Annotated in this window: 18 protein-coding genes and 1 pseudogene; 4 read left to right on the top strand and 15 right to left on the bottom strand. The window is 67.8% G+C overall.

Annotation, left to right across the window (positions count from 1 at the left end; translation table 11 throughout):
- Positions 1 to 59: 59 nt before the first annotated feature.
- From ACFWBQ_RS02115 to ACFWBQ_RS02125, 3 genes are all read left to right on the top strand, one after another.
- Entirely contained in the window at positions 60 to 1,556 is a 1,497-nt protein-coding gene (locus tag ACFWBQ_RS02115) for a bifunctional phosphatase PAP2/diacylglycerol kinase family protein (RefSeq protein WP_385482931.1), read from the top strand.
- Positions 1,557 to 1,649: 93 nt separating this feature from the next.
- On the top strand, positions 1,650 to 2,459 hold the full coding sequence (locus tag ACFWBQ_RS02120) for a class I SAM-dependent methyltransferase (RefSeq protein WP_385482934.1): 810 nt from the start codon (positions 1,650 to 1,652) through the stop codon (positions 2,457 to 2,459).
- A gap of 62 nt (positions 2,460 to 2,521) precedes the next feature.
- Positions 2,522 to 2,875, top strand: coding sequence for a VOC family protein (locus ACFWBQ_RS02125; protein ID WP_385482936.1), 354 nt, complete (start codon positions 2,522 to 2,524; stop codon positions 2,873 to 2,875).
- 82 nt (positions 2,876 to 2,957) lie between these two features.
- Here ACFWBQ_RS02125 and ACFWBQ_RS02130 read toward each other — a convergent pair whose 3' ends face one another.
- Both ACFWBQ_RS02130 and ACFWBQ_RS02135 read right to left on the bottom strand, forming a co-directional pair.
- Entirely contained in the window at positions 2,958 to 4,928 is a 1,971-nt protein-coding gene (locus ACFWBQ_RS02130; RefSeq protein ID WP_385482937.1) for a DUF5107 domain-containing protein, read from the bottom strand.
- Between the two features lie 95 nt (positions 4,929 to 5,023).
- Positions 5,024 to 5,280: pseudogene (locus tag ACFWBQ_RS02135) on the bottom strand (arginase family protein); the annotation flags it as partial.
- A 122-nt stretch (positions 5,281 to 5,402) separates the two neighbouring features.
- On the opposite strand from ACFWBQ_RS02135, the gene ACFWBQ_RS02140 reads away from it, so the two are divergent.
- Entirely contained in the window at positions 5,403 to 5,756 is a 354-nt protein-coding gene (locus ACFWBQ_RS02140; RefSeq protein ID WP_385482938.1) for a DUF6204 family protein, read from the top strand.
- 588 nt (positions 5,757 to 6,344) lie between these two features.
- Here the strand turns inward: ACFWBQ_RS02140 and ACFWBQ_RS02145 are convergent.
- The 13 genes from ACFWBQ_RS02145 to ACFWBQ_RS02205 form a co-directional block, all read right to left on the bottom strand.
- On the bottom strand, positions 6,345 to 7,007 hold the full coding sequence (locus tag ACFWBQ_RS02145) for an HAD family hydrolase (protein WP_385482940.1): 663 nt from the start codon (positions 7,005 to 7,007) through the stop codon (positions 6,345 to 6,347).
- Positions 6,992 to 8,242, bottom strand: a complete 1,251-nt coding sequence (locus ACFWBQ_RS02150) for an MFS transporter (RefSeq protein ID WP_385482942.1) — start codon at positions 8,240 to 8,242, stop codon at positions 6,992 to 6,994. Before ACFWBQ_RS02150 ends, ACFWBQ_RS02145 begins: the two co-directional genes overlap by 16 nt.
- 73 nt (positions 8,243 to 8,315) lie before the next feature.
- A complete protein-coding gene (locus ACFWBQ_RS02155; RefSeq protein WP_385482943.1) occupies positions 8,316 to 9,350 on the bottom strand; it encodes a zinc-binding dehydrogenase in 1,035 nt (344 codons plus the stop codon).
- The gene (locus ACFWBQ_RS02160; RefSeq protein WP_385482945.1) at positions 9,350 to 10,675 is read right to left on the bottom strand and encodes an aminotransferase class III-fold pyridoxal phosphate-dependent enzyme; all 1,326 of its coding nucleotides are present in this window, start codon (positions 10,673 to 10,675) and stop codon (positions 9,350 to 9,352) included. Before ACFWBQ_RS02160 ends, ACFWBQ_RS02155 begins: the two co-directional genes overlap by 1 nt.
- Positions 10,648 to 11,796 (bottom strand): glycosyltransferase family 2 protein, encoded by a 1,149-nt coding sequence (locus ACFWBQ_RS02165; protein ID WP_385482946.1) that lies wholly within the window; start codon positions 11,794 to 11,796, stop codon positions 10,648 to 10,650. Before ACFWBQ_RS02165 ends, ACFWBQ_RS02160 begins: the two co-directional genes overlap by 28 nt.
- Positions 11,790 to 12,713: a hypothetical protein gene (locus tag ACFWBQ_RS02170; protein WP_385482948.1), complete on the bottom strand. Its 924-nt coding sequence runs from the start codon at positions 12,711 to 12,713 to the stop codon at positions 11,790 to 11,792. Before ACFWBQ_RS02170 ends, ACFWBQ_RS02165 begins: the two co-directional genes overlap by 7 nt.
- A gap of 17 nt (positions 12,714 to 12,730) precedes the next feature.
- Complete coding sequence (locus ACFWBQ_RS02175; RefSeq protein WP_385482950.1) at positions 12,731 to 13,240, bottom strand: flavin reductase family protein; 510 nt, start codon at positions 13,238 to 13,240, stop codon at positions 12,731 to 12,733.
- 58 nt (positions 13,241 to 13,298) lie between these two features.
- Entirely contained in the window at positions 13,299 to 14,474 is a 1,176-nt protein-coding gene (locus ACFWBQ_RS02180; RefSeq protein WP_385482952.1) for an acyl-CoA dehydrogenase family protein, read from the bottom strand.
- A complete protein-coding gene (locus ACFWBQ_RS02185; protein WP_385482954.1) occupies positions 14,471 to 14,734 on the bottom strand; it encodes a phosphopantetheine-binding protein in 264 nt (87 codons plus the stop codon). The genes ACFWBQ_RS02180 and ACFWBQ_RS02185 overlap by 4 nt, the downstream gene beginning before the upstream one ends.
- Positions 14,731 to 15,984, bottom strand: a complete 1,254-nt coding sequence (locus ACFWBQ_RS02190) for a type III PLP-dependent enzyme (protein WP_385482956.1) — start codon at positions 15,982 to 15,984, stop codon at positions 14,731 to 14,733. The genes ACFWBQ_RS02185 and ACFWBQ_RS02190 overlap by 4 nt, the downstream gene beginning before the upstream one ends.
- A complete protein-coding gene (locus ACFWBQ_RS02195; protein ID WP_385482958.1) occupies positions 15,981 to 17,549 on the bottom strand; it encodes a class I adenylate-forming enzyme family protein in 1,569 nt (522 codons plus the stop codon). Before ACFWBQ_RS02195 ends, ACFWBQ_RS02190 begins: the two co-directional genes overlap by 4 nt.
- The gene (locus tag ACFWBQ_RS02200; RefSeq protein ID WP_385482960.1) at positions 17,546 to 18,268 is read right to left on the bottom strand and encodes a DNA-binding response regulator; all 723 of its coding nucleotides are present in this window, start codon (positions 18,266 to 18,268) and stop codon (positions 17,546 to 17,548) included. Before ACFWBQ_RS02200 ends, ACFWBQ_RS02195 begins: the two co-directional genes overlap by 4 nt.
- Positions 18,265 to 19,629 carry a condensation domain-containing protein gene (locus ACFWBQ_RS02205; RefSeq protein ID WP_385482962.1) on the bottom strand — a complete coding sequence of 455 codons (1,365 nt, stop codon included), beginning with the start codon at positions 19,627 to 19,629 and terminating at the stop codon, positions 18,265 to 18,267. Before ACFWBQ_RS02205 ends, ACFWBQ_RS02200 begins: the two co-directional genes overlap by 4 nt.
- Between the last annotated feature and the right edge of the window lie 18 nt (positions 19,630 to 19,647).

Genomic DNA, 19,647 nt, shown 5'->3' on the forward strand with positions numbered 1-19,647 from the left:
CAGGCTTCGGTGGGCGCGCCTCCTGGTTCACCGCCCTGCGGCAGGGTATTCGCTGTCCCATGTCGACACTGCGCACCCTTCCCTCGCCCACCCGCTGGCAGACCTGGCTCCATCAGTGCGACCTCGCCGCCTTCCAGAGCGTGGCCGCACGGCACTGGCCGGGCGCCGAGCCCCTGCTGCCACGGCTGAGCCGCAGCGCCAATCACGGGCTGCTGTGGTTCGGGGCGGCGGCAGGCATGGCGGCGCTGGGCAGCAGCGCACGCTCCCGCAGGGCCGCACTGCGCGGCATCGCCTCACTTGCCGTGGCCTCGGCCGCGATCAACACCGTGGGCAAGGGAGCGGTGCGCAGGGAGCGCCCGATACTCGACCTGGTGCCGGTGATACGACAGCTCAAGCGGCAGCCGTTCACCACGTCCTTCCCCTCCGGGCACGCGGCGTCCGCAGCGGCATTCGCGACGGGCGTCGCCCTGGAGTCGAAGGGCTGGGGTGCGGTCGTCGCCCCGGTTGCGGTGGCCGTGGCCGCTTCCCGCGTCTACACCGGCGTCCACTACCCGAGCGATGTGCTGGCAGGCGCGGCGCTCGGCATAGGGGCGGCGTTCGCACTGCGGGGCGTCGTCCCGACCCGTGGACAGCTGCCCGCACCGGGAAGACCGCCGGCCGAGGCTCCGGCGCTGCCGACCGGGCAGGATCTGGTCGTGGTCGTCAACCGGGAGTCGGGGTCGGCAACCGCTACGGCCGACTTGGTTCGCAATGCGCTGCCGCTCTCCGAGGTGGTGGAGTGCGCGCCCGCCGATCTGTCCGGGACGCTGGAGAAGGCAGCGAGGCGGGCCAAGGCGCTGGGCGTCTGCGGGGGCGACGGCACGGTGAATCTGGCCGCGGCCGTCGCGGCGACTCACAGTGTGCCGCTCGCCGTGTTCCCCGGCGGGACCCTCAACCACTTCGCCTACGACCTCGGCATCGAGACGGTGCAGGACACGGTGGCCGCGCTCGCCTCGGGTGACGCGGTCCGGGTGGACCTCGGCCGCTTCCGGCCCGGCCCCCAGGGACCGGGCGGGGCGCACGGCTACTTCCTCAACGCCTTCAGCCTCGGGGTGTATCCGGAGCTCGTACGGACCCGGGAGCGCTGGGCACCCCGTATCGGCGGCTGGCCCGCAGGAGTGCTGGCGGCCTTCGAGGTACTGCGCGGCGAACGCCCGCTGACGGCGGAAGTACAGGGGCAGCGACGGCCGTTGTGGCTGCTCTTCGTGGGGAACGGACTGTTCCAGCGGGTGGGTCCCGCGCCCGGCCGCCGGCACAACCTGGCCGACGGCCTGCTGGACGTACGGGTGGTGCACGGCGGCCGGACCCCGGGCCTGCGGCTGCTCGCGGCAGCGGTTGCCGGGCCGCTGACCCGGTCGCCCGTCCATGCGGCGGAACGGCGGCGCAGGGTGCGCATCTCCGGCCTCGCACCGGGCACGCCGTACGCGTACGACGGCGAAGTGGCGCACTCCGGAAAGGAGTTGATGATCGACAAGTTGCCGGAGGCGCTGACGGTCTACTGCCCGATGCCGATATAGCTTGTCCGGATGACAAGACGCCCATCTCAGGATGCGACATCGCGGCGTACCGTAGCCCTACCGCTCGCGAAGTCCCAGAGAGGACGTACGGCCATGCCCAAGGAAACCGCCGTGTACACCCACGGTCACCACGAGTCGGTGCTGCGCTCGCACCAATGGCGGACTGCGGCCAATTCGGCGGCCTACCTCATCGGTGAACTCCACCCGGGCCAAACGGTGCTGGACGTCGGCTGCGGACCGGGCACCATCACCGCCGATCTGGCGGCGCTGGTCGCCCCGGGCCGGGTGACCGCCGTCGACACGAACCGCGACATCCTCGACCGGGCAGCCGCCGCAGCGGCCGAACGCGGTCTGGACAACATCGAGTTCGCCACGGCCGATGTGCACGCGCTGGACTTCCCGGACGACTCCTTCGACGTGGTCCACGCCCACCAGGTGCTCCAGCATGTGGGCGATCCGGTGCAGGCACTGCGCGAGATGCGGCGGGTGTGCCGGCCCGGCGGTGTCGTCGCGGCGCGCGACAGCGACTACGCGGCGATGACCTGGTATCCGGAGGTGCCGGGGATGGAGCAGTGGCAGGAGTTGTACGGCAGGGTGGCCCGCGCCAACGGGGGCGAGCCCGACGCCGGTCGCCGGCTGCTGTCCTGGGCCCGGCAGGCCGGGTTCACCGACATCACTCCCACCGCGGCGGCCTGGTGCTTCGCCACCCCGGAGAACCGCGCCTGGTGGAGCGGTCTGTGGGCGGACCGTACGACGGCATCGGTGTACGCGAAACTGGCGGTGGACGGCGGACATGCCGACGCCGGACAGCTGACGGCCGTCGCGGCTGCCTGGCGTGCGTGGGGCGAGGAGCCCGACGGGTGGTTCATGGTGCCGCACGGCGAGGTGCTCTGCCGGGCCTGATCACCGGCGTTCCCCAGCGGATCCGATCACATGCCGGCCGGCCGCCGACTACCCTCGTGGGCATGGAAATCCTGGGAACCACGCTGCGAATCTGCGTCGACGACCTGGAGGCCTCGGTGGCCTTCTACGAGGGCCTCACCAGCACTCCGGCGCTGCGCTTCGAGCGCGGCGGGGTCTCGGTCGCCGCGATCGGCTGCTTCTTGCTGATGAGCGGCCCGGAGTCGGAGCTGGAGATTCTGCGCAAGGTGTCGGCGACCATCGCGGTCAAGGATGTCGACGAGGCTCATGCGGCCCTGGCCCGGGTGGGGGCACGGATCATCGCGGGCCCGGTCCCCACCCCGGCCGGCCGCAATCTGATCGCTCTGCACCCGGACGGCTCGGTCTTCGAGTACGTGGACCGGAACGTGCCCGCCTGATGGCGGCTCGGCCGATGACGCCCTGACGTCATCGGCCGGTTCGCACACAGGCCGCACGCCGTCCAGCCGGACGGTCACCGGCTCAACGCAACGGGCGCATCCGGAAGTTGTAGATGTCCGGCAGCGGATCGTCAGTGGCCGAGCGCCAGACCTCGTCCAGGATCTCGGCCCCTTCCCGAAGGTCGGCGACCTCGAAGCCTGCGTCGAAGAGCACGCGCACAGCCGCTGTGTCCCCCTCGGCCAACAGGATTCGGGCCTCCAGCAGACGGAAGCGGCCCCGTGTCCGGATCTCCGGGCGCAGGCTTTCGAGCACCGCACGGGCGGCGCCGGTCCGTCCCGCGGTCAGCAGGGCCTCGACCGTCTCACGGCCGAGCGCGGAGGTGGCCGCCGTCCAGGTGTCGCCGTCGTCGCGGCGCTCCGCACACAGGTCGTCGAACGCCTCGGTGTAGTGGTCGGCGGCCCGGTCGCTCTGACCGCTCTCCCGTGCCGCCACGGCGAGACAGCGCAGCAGGGGCCAGCGGGACGGCGCGAGTACGAGACCGCGCTCCCAGCTGCGTACCGCCTGGGCACGGTCGTCGGCGTGCCACTGGGCGATGCCCAGGTGGTACTCGGTGAGGGGTTCGGCGGGTGCGGTCTCCAGCATGTCGCGCCAGTGCGGGGAGACCAGGGAGGGTCCGGGCGGAGTCACCCGGGGTGGCTGCGGGAAGGTGCCCTGTTCCAGCAACTCCAGCCAGGGTGCCTGCTGTTCGCCGAGCGTGGACGGGTCGAAGGGCGTACCGGGAAGCTTGTACCGTGCGCGCCGGACCTCCAGCGCACCCCAGCCGGAGCCGGTGGCGAGCACCTCGCCCGGCTCGGTGTCGGCGCATTGGCGCCATGCCTCGTACGCCGCGTCGACATCGGCGCGCGGCAGAGCACGGGCCAGCCGCCGCTCGGTCTCGGCCCGGGCCGCCGTCCAGTCGTCACCGTGTACGGCAGCGGGGTCCGCGGACAGCGGCCCGTACGCCTCCAGCCAGCTGAACTCGGCGCCGGCTTCGAGGGGTATGTGCTCCAGCTGGGTACGGGCGAGTCCGGCCTGGATCTCGGCGTACCCGCCGGTGCCGGGCTCCGTCAGCCACTGCTGCCAGCGGCGTCCGCCGGTGCCGCTGCCCCAGAGGAAGAGCTTCCGGCCGCGCAGGACATCGGTGGAGGTCTGGACGAGTCCGTGGCCTTCCCCGTCGAGAGAGGCGATCCAGCGCCGGGCGCCGTCGGGCACTTCGTAGAAGTAGTCGGCGGGGTACTCGCTGCGCACGGGATACGTACGGTCCGCGCCGTCGGTCTCCGGGACGGGGACCCGGCTCAGGGTGCGCTCGTAGCCGAAGTGCCAGGCTTCGTCGGCAGGGGCCAGGACACGGGTGTGCTCGTTCTCGGGGACGGCAGTGTTGGACCACCAGTAGACCGGCACGGGATGCTCGTGCGGGTTGCGCAGGCGTACGCCGACGTACAGGAAGTCGGAATCCTCGGGCAGCCACAGGTCCACCTGGAAGGGCAGGTCCCGCAGGCGTTCCCACTCCCAGAGCCGGAGCATGTCTCCGCCGTCGGGTGCGGTGACGAGGGCGGCGTGGACCGGGGCGCAGGACAGCGTGGTGTGTCCGGTGGCGCCGATGTTCCACTCGATGCCGCCGGAGAACCAGGCACCGTTGAGCGCGAAGTCCGCGGGCTGCAGAACCGGGTTGCGGTACACCAGTTCGCGTCCGGTCGGCTTGTGGTGGAGGGAGTGGATCCGGCCGCCGAATCCGGGCAGGACGGTGGCGCGCAGCCGGTCGTTCTCGATGACGATCGCGTCCAGGTCGGTGGCCGTGCGGTCACGGGTGTACCCGTCGAGGATCCGGACCGGGAGGACGGTGCGCAGCGGTTCGTGGCCGAGTTGCCGTGCCATGTCCCGGGGCAGGTCGTCCCGTTCACGGCTCCCGACGGCGTGTGTCTCGTCGAGCGGCCGCAGCGCGGCCAGTGGGTTCTCCGGCCCGGTCGCTGCTACGGGCAGGGTAAGTACGGCACGTCGTACGGTCGTGGCCAAGACAACCTCGCTCCCTCGCGGGCCGCCACAGGTCCGGGCGCCCCCCGATGACCATGGAACACGCTGGACGGCGCCCCGGCCAGGGGGTCGGGGTGTCAGTCTTCCGCAAAGGCGGCGACGACGAGGTCGGTGAGCAGGGCGCCCGCGGTGGCGTCGGGGTCGAGATCCGGGTCGTAGACGGTGACGTTGAGCCCGGCGCAGCGCGGTGAGCGGACGAGGATCCGGAGCAACGGCCCGAGCTCCTCGGGAAACAGCCCGCCGTCGTCGGGCTGTCGACGGCGGGCCTCACGCTCGGGTCGAGCACATCGGCATCGAGAGGCACCCAGAAGCCGTCGAGACCGGGGATCTCCATGACGGGGGGCCGGAGCCCCAGGCCGGAAGGGGCGTCGAGGACGACGATATTCCGCGTGCGGTCCATCCTCACCGCCGTAGCATTCATGCTCGACGGTTCCCCAGGAAAGGGCAGGCAGAACGATGGACACGCAGCACACGTACCGGGTGATCGTGCGGGGAACCTGGGAGGGGCTGACGGACACGGAGCGGGAACGGCTTCTGTCCGAGGCGGGGGAGCACGGGCTGACGGGGATGCAGTTCACCGAGGAGGGCACCCTCACCTATGACTCGGCCCTGAAGCACTTCAGCTTCCGCTACGTGGTCGTCTCGGATGCCGTGGACGGCGAGGAGATGGCGTCGGCGATCGCCGAGGACCGTGCGCAGACGCACCTCGCGGAGCGGGGTCACGGCCACGGCACGCTGCGCTCCACCGCGACCGACATGGACACGATGAAGATCAACTACAAGGGGCGGCGCGTGTCAGGCGCCGCGTGACGTCGCGCAATGATCCTTACAGGGGTGCTGATCAGGGATTTCTCGTCTTTCAGCTCTGTAACGGGCTTCCGGGTCTGTACAACGGATCGTCCCGCGAAAGTCCCTCCGACAGAGCTGAAATCCCCTGAAAGTCCCTGGGACGTCCCCACCGCGCCTCGCTCTCGGAAGGTGGACCGAGCAGCCTTTGACCATGTCCTGCTCGGTGGTGAGCACGGGCCGATCGCCCCCGCCGAGATCTCCCCCGGGCGGGCGGCGGGAGAAGCACCCACGTCGGCGGATCGTGGACGCGAAGGGCTCCATCACCCCGAGGCCGGTCATCGTCGCCGTCTGCGGCGTGTGATTTCGCCCGCCGGGGCCGGCGGCTTCGCGTTCATGGGGGAACCTTCCTCGGTCCGGCGCCCGGAACGCGTCGGGGCCCGTACCCCTCGGTACGGGCCCCGACGGTTTTCGAAGCGTGCCCCCAGTTTGCCAGCGGGCGCCCCGGCACATTCCGGTCCCGTCGGCCCGCCCGCTGTCGTCACCGACCTCGGCCATGGGCAGCGCTCGCACCTGCCCCGGCCTGCGAGGGAAGGACGCCGAGCGGACCGGTCAGGCGTGCCGTCGCAGGAACGCGGCGCCGTTCAGTTCGAAGCCCAGCAAAGTGGCGAGTCGCAGGTGGTAGCCCTCGAAGTCAAGGCTTCGCGTGACTGCTCCGGGAACGACCACACAGCGGATACCCGCGGCGCGGGCAGCCTGGAGGCCCGGAGGGGAATCCTCGAAGGCGACTGCCTCGTGGGGACTCAGCCCGAGGCGGGACAGCGCCTCCAGGTACAGATCGGGAGCCGGCTTGGCTCTCGGTGCCGATTCGCGGGTGATCACGTGGTCGAAGCCACCCAGGAGCCCGTACTGCCGCAGATACGGTACGACCGACTCCCGTCGTGAGCTGGAGGCGACCGCACACCGGAGTCCTAGTGCTGCCGCCTGCCCGAGCAGGTCGGTCACTCCCGGCAGCGGGACGGACCGTTCCATGAGTTCGCGGAACATCGACTCGCCTTCCGCCTCGAAGGATGCTCTTCGTGCGGGCGCACCGGTAAGGCTTGCGAGCTCCTCGAACGGATCGAACTCGGCCAAGGAGGCACCGACTCCTCTGAGCCAGCTCTCCTCGGTCAGTACGGCGCCGTGCAAGGCGTACATGCTGCTGAGAACGCGGTGCCAGATCGACTCGCTGTCGGCGATCAGCCCGTCGAAGTCGAGAATCAGGCCCCGGACCACACTTGCTCCGAACTGTTGAGAGGAGCATTGCCGGAGGACGCGGACGTCGGTTTCAGTACCCAGGCGAAGACCGCGCCGGCCGTGTACAGCAGGAAGATCACGACGAAGAGCATCTGGGGCCGCGCGTTGTACAGGAGTGCTGCCACGTACCCGGAGGGGATGGCCATCATGGTGGCTACGCTCTGCAGCGCTCCGAACATCGCGGCCCGGCCGTTGTCGTCGAGTGTGCTCACCACCAGCGTGTCGCGATAGGACTCTGTGAGGAACACACCGGCAGCCGTGAGTGTGCTGCTGAGCAGCAGCAGGACGACTCCCTGCTTCGGTACGAACAGAAACAGCAGCCATCCCGCGGCGCACAGTACAAGGGCGGCCCGAGCCGTGCTCACGGCAGAGCGCTCCCGGAGCCGTGGCAGCACCAGGAAGCACAACAGCGCTACAGCCGCTGCGAGTGCCGGGATCCAGGAGATGGTTCCGGCACCGATCGCGAGGACCTCTGCCAGGTAGATCACCTGGAAGACGTTGATCGTCACTGCCAGGCTCGTGACGATGTAGAGGCCGATCAACGGCCACATCCGGCGCTGTCGGGACAACTGCCAGAACAGGCGCAGGTTCGTGGCCAGGCTGTGCCTCATGCCGACGGAACCGCGCTGCTTCATGGCCGCCTTCCCCGCGGCCGTTTCTTCGGTCAGTCGGTGGCGCCAGACGAAGAGGACGAACATCATGACCGCACCGACGGCATAGATGATCCGCAGGGTGGGAACCACCCCGTGCCGATCCATGAGCACGCCGGCGACCGGAGTGAGGAGCCCTGCTCCCATAGCGACCAGTTTGATGGCGGCGAAGACTCTGGGCTGGTCCGGCTCGGGAGTGTCTTCGGTGGCGAGAAGGCTGAAGGACGTGTTGACGATGCTTCCGCAGGCGTTGAACAGAGCAGCGACCAGGAAGATCCAGAAGTCGCCGGCGATCGCCCAGAGAACCATGGGCAGAACCCAGCCGATCAGGTCGAACACGAGGGACGTCATTCTGCGCCCGAGCCGGTCGGTCACGGCTCCAGCGATGATCTGACAAAGGAAGGCCGCATACAGATTGGCCGACAGGATGACACCGATCGACAGATTGCTCAGACCCACGGTCTTCATGTAGAGCGTGGCGTAGTAGAGCACGACCGTGCCGGTCAGCGCCCACAGCGGCTCCAGAAGGACGCAGTACCGGGCGTTCGAGGGCAGGTCTTTCAAGGGGGCAAATCTCACGAGGGGTCCGTTCTCGGAATCCCCGGCACGTTCTGCAGGAGGGCAGGGCGACCGGCTGCTAGGAAAGGATCAGGGCTTTTATGGCGGCGAGTTGGCGGGATTCACCGGTGCCACGGTCGATGCCCATCGTCGCGTCGAACGCCTCCATGAAGTGCTCCAACGGCACCTCGGTCGTAACCATCCGCTCGAGCTCCGGCAGCCGGTGGGCAAACTCCATCGCGGGCCCGATGGCGTCATGCAGTGGCACCGCTCCCACGATGCTGATGCCGTTGTCGATCAGATCCACCGGCTTGACTGCCGCTGTGTAGCTGTCGTCGCAGCCCAGCGGTACCACTCGTCCGCCCTTGGCCACGAAGGACAGAGCGGTCTCGATCTGGTTGCCCACGGCGTCGATCACGACGTCGAAGCGCCTGCCGCCGTTGATCTCACGCAGAAACGCCGGGGTGAGCTCGTCGGGGTGAAGGGCATGGTCGCTGACAGTCCGGGCGAAATCCCGCCGGAACGGGCTGATTTCGGTGGCGACGGTCAGCCGGGCGAGCTTCATGCTGATGCTCTGGCTCAGCAGCCCCATCGGACCGCTTCCGATGACCAGGACCGAGTCCCCGGCTTGCACCTGAGCCTTCACCAGTCCGTTGAGCGCACAGCCCAGCGGTTCGATGAGGCTCGCGGTCCGCCAGCTCATGGAGTCCGGAATCCGGTACAGGTACCGTTCGTGCCCGACGTAGTAGTCGGCGAATGTGCCGGGAAGCGAATAGCCGACCTGATGGTCCTCGAACTTCTCGCAGTAGCAGTAGTGTCCGACCCTGCATGCGCTGCACAGCCCACAGGACTGGGTGGGATTGATGACGACCCGGTCGCCGGCCTTGAGGCCGGTGACGGACGGGCCGACCTCGGCGACGGTACCCACACCCTCATGGCCGAGGATCGTGCCCGCTTGGCCGATGGCGTAATTACCCTGGACAATTTTGAGATCGCTTCCGCAGACTCCCGTTCCGTATATTCGCACCTTCACATCGTGGGGGAAGATCAATCCGGGTTCGGGTACCTCGCGCAGTTCCGTCTTACCGGGAGACACGTAGACAAGAGCCTTCATCAAGATGACCTGCTTTCGGAGAATGGTGTGTGACGATCCGGGATCCAGCTGCGGACGGCGTCCATAAGGGCAGCTTCGACTTTCTCGAACTCCTCGACCCCATGGGCGTCCGAGAAGACCAGATAGCCTTTGGAGAAGATTCGCTCCGCTGCCAGCACGCGGATCAGGTGTTCGCGGAACGGGTCCGACCAGAAGTCGTCGGCCGTTCGGCTGCGCAGAGCGAAGCTGGCGTGCGTGCCTTCCACGATCAATTCGTCCGAGATTCCCAGTCGGGTGATCTCCGCATTCAGACGGTCGATCATCAGGGTGGTGCGAACGCGCCAGGTGGGCCATTCGGGTGCGAGGTCCATAAGGTCCTCGCAGGCGAGAGCCGCCGCCAGTGCCAGGCACTCGCTGGAATGCGCGTTGCTGAACTTGACCTGGGTGGCACGGCCCATGAGCACGGCCGGGCCGAGCACCGCGGCGAGAGGAAGTCCGTTGGCCATGCCCTTGGAGATGCACAGCAGGTCCGGCCATATTCCGTACTCCCCTGCGGTGGCCCGACGACCCATCCGGATGCCGGAGGTCACCTCGTCGAAGACGACGACGGCTCCTGCCCCGCGGTATGCGTCGACCACGCGCCGCAGGTCCGCTGCGGCCCACGTGTTGGGACACAGGACGACCGCCGCGCAGCGGCCCGCCGTTTCCGCCAGGACCTGCTCCAGGGCCGCCGGATCGGCACCGGCCACCCAACGGGTGGTCTGTGTGACGGTCTCGACGATGCCCAAGGGCGCTGGGTTCTGCCCGTAGTGACCATAGGCGGACCAGTCGTGCCAGCCGTGATAGCTCGTCGCCACGACGATCTGCCGGCCGGTGGCGGCGCGGGCGATGCGCACCGCACCTGTTACGGCGTCTGCCCCGCTCTTGCAGAAACGCAGTGAGTCGTAACGCTCGAAACGCTGGAGCAGCCTGCTCGCGACCTCGGCTTCCAGCGGTGCGGGCAGCGAGTAGGAGACACCACGCCGAAGCTGGGCGATGACGGCTTCCTCGACTTCTCGACGGGCATGACCCCAAGGGGCGGTGCCCATGGCCATCTCGCAGTCGAGCCAGGTGTTGCCGTCGAGGTCCTTGAAGTAGGCGCCGGCCGCCTCCGTGCAGCAGATCGCAGTGGTGCCGGGCAGGACCCGCGTGGGGCTCTTGGCGAGCGTGCTGCATGCGGCCGGGATGGTGCGTGTGGCCGTCTCGAGCCAGCACAGACTGAGCGGGAATTCGACGGGCGCGCGGCCGTCGGGCGCGGCTGAATCCATGTCGGGTTTCCTCATCTGATCTTCCGGCCCGGCCAGCAACTGGCGTGAATCTCCGAGGCGGTCATGCAATTGCCATAGAGGTCGACAACGAGATCGTCACTACGGACGGCGAACCGCTCCTCCCACCAGAGCCAGTTGTCCAGGAGCTGCACGAAGTTGTCGGTCAGGATCAGAAGTCTCGACTCCTCGCGGACCAGTTCTGCCGGCAGAACCTGTGCGAGCATCACCGTTGATCCGGTCGCGACCTGGTGGGATCCGTTATGGACCTTCTTCGGTCCGTTCGCGTGTTCATCAATCCGCTTCCAGAACTCCACCGCATCGCTGCGGGATTCCGCCAGGTCCACGCCGACGGTCCCCTCGTCGAACGCCTGGGCCCCCGCGGTGCTTTCGATGCGCGCGAAGAGCCGTTCCCACAGATCCGGTACGAGGGAATTACCCCAGCGCTTCCAGAATCGCCCGAGGTTGCTCTTGCGGTTGCTCGCCCGGTGGATGCCGCTGCTGCGCTCCCAGTGGTAGGCCACCACCTGCGGGTCGACCAGCACGCCGTAGCCCAGCGAGCGGGCACGCATCTGAAAGTCGAAGTCCTCGTAACCGTTGAAGAAGTCCTCGTCGAGCAGGCCGGTGTCCTCCAGGACCTGCCGCTTCATCGCGAACAGAGCGAAGACGACCAACTGCACCGGATAGGGCTCTTGAGGCAGGGCACTCGGCCGGGAATTCAACAGCAGATGCCGGCCGACCGACTCGGTGAAGGTCACTCCGCAGTGCTGAACGCCGCCCGTCTGCGGATAGAGAAGCACACCTCCCGTCATCCCTGCTTTCTCGTCACTTTCCAGGGTGGCGCGCATACGGGACTGCCAGCCGGGCTTGAGGATCAAGTCGGAGTCCACGAGATATACGTAGTCCCCGAGTGCCAGAGCCAGAGCCTCGTTGATGGAGGCAGCGCAACCGAGCGGATGCACGTGCTGGATGATCTCCGTCGTGATCCCCTTGTCCTTGAGCGGAGTCAGCCGTTCTTCCAGGAGGATCTGCACGCCCCCGCCCGAACCGTCGTTGACGACGACGAGTTGGGTTTCCGGTTCCAGGGTGTCGACGAGGGAATCGAGAAAGATCCGTAGCACGGACAGCTCCTGATGGACAGGAATAACGACTGTGCTCAGCACGGGAGTTCTCCTGCCTGTGCCTCGGACGCCGGGATCGGTGCCAGGACGTCGGACCATTCGTGTTCGTCGCACAGACGCATTGCTTCTGCGACGAGGTCCACGGAGTCCTTCTCCCAGCCGTCAGGGATCTTTCCGAAGGCAGCAGGGCGGAACATGAGGCGCTGGTCCGACACATCGATGCGGCCGCCCTGCTGCTCCACGTGGCCGAGCAGAGCCGAAGCCTCGTTCCGTATCCAAGGGCCCTTCTCGTGCCAGTCCCCCTTGGTGTGTTCGGTCACCCGGCGCGTCAGGTCCTGCAGAATGCCGGCGCGCCACTTGAAGTGATGGACCGGCACCAGAGGGCGGTTGACCGGGAACTCGTCCAGGCTGCGGTGGCTGCCCAGGCCCAGCCGAACCGAGGAGTGAGCGATCACAATCTTGCCGGGGTTGCCGCCCAGCAGTTTGGGCGTGAGATAGCCGCCGAGCGGATACGCCTTGTCCAGCCCTTCATTCGGTGACCACGGCTTGATGGATCCGTCCTGCGCCACGCGGTCGAAGAGCAGACCTCCCACGATGGGGCTGCCGGCGGTCTCGGCGGCGGAAATCAACTCGGCCGGTGGAACCGGATAGTCGTGGAACTCGTCGATGTCAGCGATCACGTGCCAGCCCGCGCCGGCCCGCACGCGGAGGTGGTCGCGCAACTCGCTGTGCACCGTCTCGTGCCACGGCCCCTGGCTGATGACGGTCGGCGGGCCGACCATCTCCTCGCACACGGTGATCAGCTGGTCCCGAAGGGCACGAGAGGCGTGCTCGGTGAAGTGGAAGGCGAGATGGAAGTCGCGTATGCCGACTCCGTCCCGGTAGTGCGTGATGAAGGCTCTGAGCAGGTCAGGCTCGACGGGGCCTATCACCGCGATCAGGGGAGGGCTGATGGACATGAATATCCTCTGTATATTTATTGGGACCTGATACGGAATCGGGGTGCCGGCCAGCGGCTGTATTCCCCCTGGTGATGCAGTAGCGGTTCGCGGCGGAAAACGTCGCCACCGTGGATCTCGGCCATGAAGAGCCAGTGATCCCCTGCGTCGATGGCGCGAGTGACTCTGCACTCTGCGAAGGCGAGCGCGATGCCGGACAGGATCGGTGCGCCGTCCGCATGACTCGATGGGCGCCATTTCACCCCCGCGAATTTATCCCGGCCCTTGCCGGCGAACTCACGGGAGGCGTGTTCACCCGACGCTGCGAGGAAATTGACCACGAAGGCCTGGGCCGACACGAGCGCCGGGAGAGTCTGGGACTGTTTGCCAACTCCGAGAAGGAGCGTCGGTGGCGCGTCCGACACGGAACAGACTGTGCTGCAGGTGAATCCCCTTGGCTCGCCGTGGCCGTCGACGGCGGTGACTATCGCTACCGCCGTCGGAAAGGAACCGAAGATCTCACGGAACCGTTCCGCGTCTATGGGCATGTGAATCTCACTGTGATCTCTCATGGGGGCGGTGCGTACCGTTCGGTGCCGGCCCGGGTCAGGCGAGCGTCACCGAGCGGTCCCAGAGGGAAAGTGCGCCATTGGCCGTCCACAGCCTGTCGTTGGAATAGTTCAGGCTCGCCGACCGCAGATCTCTCAGCGTGCGCTCCAGGGGGACGTGACTGTTCGCCGAATACCCGACGGCCATCCCGGCGAGCTCCACCATGCGGTCCACCGCTCGGAAGGAGAGGTCCGAAGCGGCCAGCTTCAGCGTGTTGAGATGGATCTGGAGCACCTCCCCCCGGACCTCGCGCGCATCTTCACGCACGTCGGAGACCTCTTGCGTGACGCGCTGGAGATAGCCGTGCACGAGTTCGAGGTCCAGGCGAATGCGGGCAAGGCGTTCGCGCACCAGGTCGGAGGAAAGGTCGGGGCCGCCCTTGCGGCGGGGGTTTCGCAGATGACCGATGAGCCCGGCAAATGCTTCCTGAGCGGCACCCAGCCAACACGCGGAAAGTCCCAGGTGCGCCAGGGGGATCGCGCTCTCGACAGCGACCTTTCGGAACCCTCCGGACGTGCCGATCAGATTGCGTTCGGGGACGGCGCCCGTCAGCCTGAGCGAGACATTCTCCATACCCCGCATGCCCAGCGTGTTCCAGTCCCCGGCGCACTCGACGCGTACCTGGTCGCGCCCCACGTAGACCAGGGAGACCTCATGAGGGGGAGCGTTCTCGGATGCCCGCATCGTCACCAGGAATCCGTCGGCGTGTGCGCCGCCCGACACAACGGGGGCGTGCCGGTCCAGGTGGAGGCCGTCGGCACGGCTGACGATCGGGGACCGGGCCGTGATGAAGCTCCAGCCCTTGACCGCCTCGGTGGTGACCGAGGCGAGATAGGTGTCCCCGCGTGCAACGGACGGGAGCAGCTGCGCCTTGAGCTCCTCGGTGCCATAACGGACCACGGCGTCGGCCTGCTGACAGTGCATCGACCAGATGGTCGCCGTGTTCAGACAGGCGCCTGCCAGCCGCTGGGCAATCCGCACCATGCCGCGCAGATCACCGCCCATGCCACCGTACTGGGCCGGAACGAGGAAGCCGAGCAGGCCGGATTCGCGTAGGGCTTCGACGTTCCGGGCGGGGAAGGCTCCCTCTCTGTCCGCCTCGGCCGCGTGCTTGCGCAGAGTCTCCAGCACCTGCGCGGGGACGTCGTCGTCCGTCCGGCCGGTGGCGATCATGCCGGCGACTCCGTCACACGTAGCCCGGTGATCGTCTGCCACAGGTTGCCTGCCGTGGCGAAGGTGCTCGGTTGCAGCAGGTCGTCCGGGATTTCGATGCCGTAGGTCTCCTCGAGCAGGAGCAACAGTTCGACGCTGGCCATCGAGTCCAGTCCCGCTGCCGCGAGGTCCAGGTCGGGGTCGAGCGGTGCCCCGTCCGACAGCGTGCGCAGCAGCGTGCGCAGGATGGATTCGAACGCCTCGTCCCATGGGGCCGTCATCGTGCAACACCTTTCAGTGGGGTCTCAGTCAGTTCAAGTCGGCGGACATGCACTTCGGTCGTGCCGTCGACGACTACTTCCGTGGCCGGAGGGTGGCTGAGGAAGGCCAGGAGGCTGGCGGTCAGGCCGTAGGCACCCGTATGGGGAATCTGCAGTACGTCTCCCTCCTCGATCGGTTCGATGGAGGCGGAGCGGCTCAATACGTCGAGCGGGGTGCAGAGGGGGCCGACGAGGGTGACGGCTTGCGAAGGCGGCTGGCCTGCCATGGCGGCTTCCGGGCCGGCACCCGCGACCCGCAGCGGCACGGCGGCAGGGGTCATGATGCGCCCCAGCCCGGCCATGCCTCCCAGGACGTTCGTACCCGCGTCGAGGACCACGTACGTCCTGCCACCGCTCTGCTTGACGTCCAACACGGTGGTGAGCAAGGTGCCGCACGAGGCTGTCAGATGCCGGCCCGACTCGAAGGCGATGGACGGACGGCCGTCGCGCCAGCCCGGAAAGTTCTGGTCCAGAACCGGCTCCAGGGATTCCCGCAGTGAGGAGTAGTCCGGTAGGTCGCCCGGCTTGGCGAACGGAGCGGCGAACCCGCCTCCCAGGTCGATCAGTTCGGGGTCGAATCCGGTACTCTCCCGCAAGGCGGCCGCCGTCTCGACACTGAGCCGGAACTCTTCGAAGAGCGCTGTCGGGTCGGCGACGTTCGTGGCCGGGAAGAAGTGCATCCCCACAGGGCGCAGCCGACCACGGGCCCGGAACAGCTCCGGTTGAGCGCGGGCCTGCTCGAAGTCGACGCCGAACTGCGAGGGAACACCCGTCATCCGCAGGCCGGCGCTCCCGGCTGCCGGGCCTGGAGCGTTGATCCGCACCAGGTACTCGACGTCCGAAGCCTCGGTCTCGGCCGCCTCGCCGAGGCGGCCCCGCTCGGTCCTGGACTCCACGGAGAACCGCCGGACTCCGGAGCGGATCGCCGTACGCATGTCGTGGATGCTCTTTCCCGGGCCGGTGTAGAGGATATCGGCGGGGTTCTGCCCGGCGGAGAGAGCTGCTCGCAGCTCTCCGCACGAGCTGATCTCCGCGTGGACTCCTTGCGCCGTGAGTTCCCGTACGACCGAGGGATGCGGATTCGCCTTGAGCGAGTAGTAGAGCCGGGAGGGTTGCGGGAGGCCCCGCAGCAGAGCGGTCGCCGTCTTTCGCACCTCGTCCAGCCGGTACACGTACAGCGGAGTGCCGTAGCGGCCCACGTAGTCGGTCATGTCGTCGTCCCTGCCGTCCCTGTCGTTCCCGCCGCCCTCGCCGGCCGCACCGGTAGGTTCCGCTCGGCCTCGCGCAGCTGTTGCTTGTCGATCTTTTTGTGCACCGTCTGCGGAAGCCGGTCCCGCACCCAGCAGTGGTCGGGAACCTTCGCGGGCTCCAGCCGTTCGGCCAGCCCTGCGAGGACGGTGGCGGAGGCGGCCTCCGAGACCACCCAGAGATGCAGTACACCGTCCGCACCCGGCGGATTGACCGCGGCCTGGACCACACCGGGTACGTCCAGGGCAGCCGCCTCGATCTCCGCTGTACTGGTCCGCATCCCCCGCCGCTTGAAGATGTCGTCGTTGCGGCCGAGGAAGGTCAGGCGTCCCGCTGAGTCGATTACCCCGAAGTCACCGGTGAACAAGGCCCTTTCGCCGGTGACGGGATGCGGACCGTACCGCTCCGCAGTGGCCCGGGGGGCTTGCCAGTACCCGTCCATGAGGTGCGGGCCCCGCACCACGATCTGGCCTGACCGTCCGGCAGGAAGGACCGTCTTCGCGCCGTCCACCACATCGACGCGGGTGCCTGGCAGCGCGGTGCCGACACTTCCCTGGGCCCGGAGATCCTCGTCGGGGGCGGCGATGGTGATGCGCTTGCACTCCGTCATGCCGTACATGAACACGACGGCGGCGCCGGGGAAGGTGGACCGCAGTTCCTCGGCGGCGCTCGCAGTGAGCTCGGCACCCGTATTGGTGATCAGGCGTACGGGCGGTAGCTGTCTCCCTCGTCGTGCGAGCCTCAGGATCAGGGTCGCCAGCGTCGGTACCACCGGAAGGACCGTTGCCCCGTACAGGGCCGCGAACTTGAGGACTGCGGGCTCGGGCTGACGGCCGGTCACTGCGAGAGACGCGCCGACCCGAGCGCAGAGGAAGATCTGGTAGAGGCCGTAGTCGAAGGAGAAGGGAAGCCTGCAGTAGACGACGTCGTCCTGGCGGTACGGCAGGCTGTCGGCGACAGCCGTCACGGCGTAGGCGACCTGCTGGTGCCGGCACACGACTGCTTTGGGCCGGGATGAGGATCCGGAGGTGTACATGAACATGGCTATGTCGGACCGTTCTGCCCGGTCCGCCTCCGGCTGGGGCAGCGGAACAGGCAGCTCCGCGAGGAGTTCCGCGACACTCGTGCGGCGGGGACTCCCTGAAGGGGTCTCACTGTCGGCCGTCTCCTGGACGACCAGGACCGGCCGGCAGTCATCTATCAGCGCGACCAGCTGATTCGGCCGTGCGTCGGGACTCACCGGAACGAACACCGCTCCGTAGCGGACGACACCGAAGAGCAGCCCCACCAGGACACGGGAGTTGGGCAGGGACACAACCACCCGCTCTCCGCGCCGCACGCCATGGTTCTTGAGCCAGGCGCACACCGACCGACTGAACGAGTCGAGGTCGCGGTAGGTCCACGCGGCGGACTCGTCCCTTACCGCGGGGGCGTCGGGGTGCCGCTCCAAAGCGGTCGTGAGCAACTCATGCACCATCGGCGCCCGAGAGGCCGTGTCGATGCTCTCCTGTTGAATGGTGCCGGTCATACGTCGCCACCACCCCGTTCAGCGGATCGCATCAATCGCTCGCCGAGCAGCCCTGCGTCCATCGCGAGCACCGCGGCGGCCGTCCGGTTGGTTGCTCCCAGCTTCAGCAGGACGTTGCCCACGAGCCGTTTGACCCCGTGCTCGGAGATCCCCATGTGGCGCGCGATCTGCTTGTTGCTCAGTCCCTCCGCGAGGTGCGCCAGGCTCTCGCGCTCACGGGCCGTGAGCTGGGATCGAGCCGGCCGGCCCCCTCCGGAGCCCTGCAGGGATGCGACGAGCAGCCGGCCGAGTTTGAGTGGCATCGGCATTTCGTCACTGGCCAGTTGGAAGAGGGCCCGCTCCAGAGCCTGGGCAGTCACTTCCTCCCGCAGGAGGAAGCCGTCGGCGGGGACGGTACCGAGCGGCGTCGGCGAGTTGACGTGCGACTCGTCGAGCAGCACCAGGACGCGTGGAGCCGGGATGGTCCGCCCGGACACACATGCGCTGAGCGCCGTGCTCTCCGGGGCGGAGATGACCAGAACATCGGTACTTCCGCTGCCCAGCGCCTGCGCAACGTCCTGAATGGACCCGCAGCTGACGGCGATTTCGACTCCCTGGATGTCGCCCAGAATCTTCTGCAGACCCTTTCGCAGAAGTTCGTCCTCGGCGAAGAAGGAGACGCGCACGACGTGCTGAACGGAGGCCGGTTGCGTGCGGGCGAGAGAGAGACTGTGTGTCATTCCGCCATCGCCTCGAGGAGAAGAGTCTCGATTCCGAGCATCAGGTCCCGCATCTCCGACGAGGGAAGCACTGTGCTGTCCCCACGCGCGAACAGTGCGATCCGCTCGGGAGAGACGCGCACCGACATATAGAACTTCAGGTTTTCCTGCTGCATCCCGCGGTCCCACGAGAAGCGCGTGTGCCGGGCGAGTTCGTTAACCTCGGAGACGGATGGGGGCGGGCCTGCGGCGACCTCGGCGGTGGGGTCGAACTCGTTCAACAGGTTGATGGTGCAGGCGACATCGAGTTCCCCCTGCCGGTCCTCGGTCACTTCGCGGACGAGTGCCTCGACCTGATCGAGGTCGTACTGCGCCGAGCGCTGCGACTGCATCATGGCGGACCAAGTCGCCCGAACCGTCTCCGGGAACGTGCGACCGGCAGTCTCCACGGATACCGGCGCGTACTGCACTGCCGTACCGACCATGTCCCGCAGATCGTCCGTGAGCCGGTTGGCGACCAGGGTGTATACACCGGCGCTGCCGTTCCCGGAGCGCTCCGCGAGCAAGGTGAGCACCGCCGCCATGAGAACGCTGGAGGCTGTCGCGCTGTGGCGATCGGCCAGCGCCAGGGCGGCCGCCGCGAGCGCGGCAGAATCCATCCTCGCCTCGGCGAACCTCGGGTTCTCCGGTTCCGAGCCGTGCCGTTCCGGGAAGCTCGTCGCAGGGAACCGGTCCAGCTGCTGCCGCCAGCGTGTGAGTGCCCTGGCGGCGCGCCGAGCACCCGCCTCACCCTGCTCGTGCTGTGCCTGGTCCACCGGCTGCCAGGAAGTACGGCCCCCGTCGCTGTCCTGCACGGCGCGGCTGTCAGCCGACAGCGTGTACCGCAGTTGCTGCTCGATCAGGCGCAATGCCCAAGCATCGGCGGAGAGATGACTCACCTGAAGGAGCAGAATGCGCGGACGGCCGGCTCGGGTCACCAGGGACACCCGCACCGGAAGGTCCAGGAGGAACGGCAGCGCGCGCATCTCCTCCACCACCTGCGTACAGACGTCCTCGACGTCCTGCGTGCCCGCCTCGAACACGCGCGCCGCCACCTCAGCATCGCCGTGGACCATTTGCAGCTGTTCGCCGCGCTCCCCCCGGGCGTACGTGGTACGGAGCGCTTCGTGCCGGGCGATCAGATCGTGCAAACCGGCGGTGACGTCGTCGATTTCCACCGACGAGCCGTCCTCGATGTCGATCCGCACAGGCAGGTACATGTGACGGTTGTCAGGAGCCAGGGACTCGATCATCTGCCAGATCCACTTCTGGCTCCGGTTCAGTCCGTACGTGCGGGAACTGCGCCCTTGGACAGAGATCGGATGGGTACGGGCTAGAGGCATGAGGTCTCCTTCGACGGA

This window comes from Streptomyces sp. NPDC060035 (assembly GCF_042736635.1).
Classification (GTDB): Bacteria; Actinomycetota; Actinomycetes; order Streptomycetales; family Streptomycetaceae; genus Streptomyces.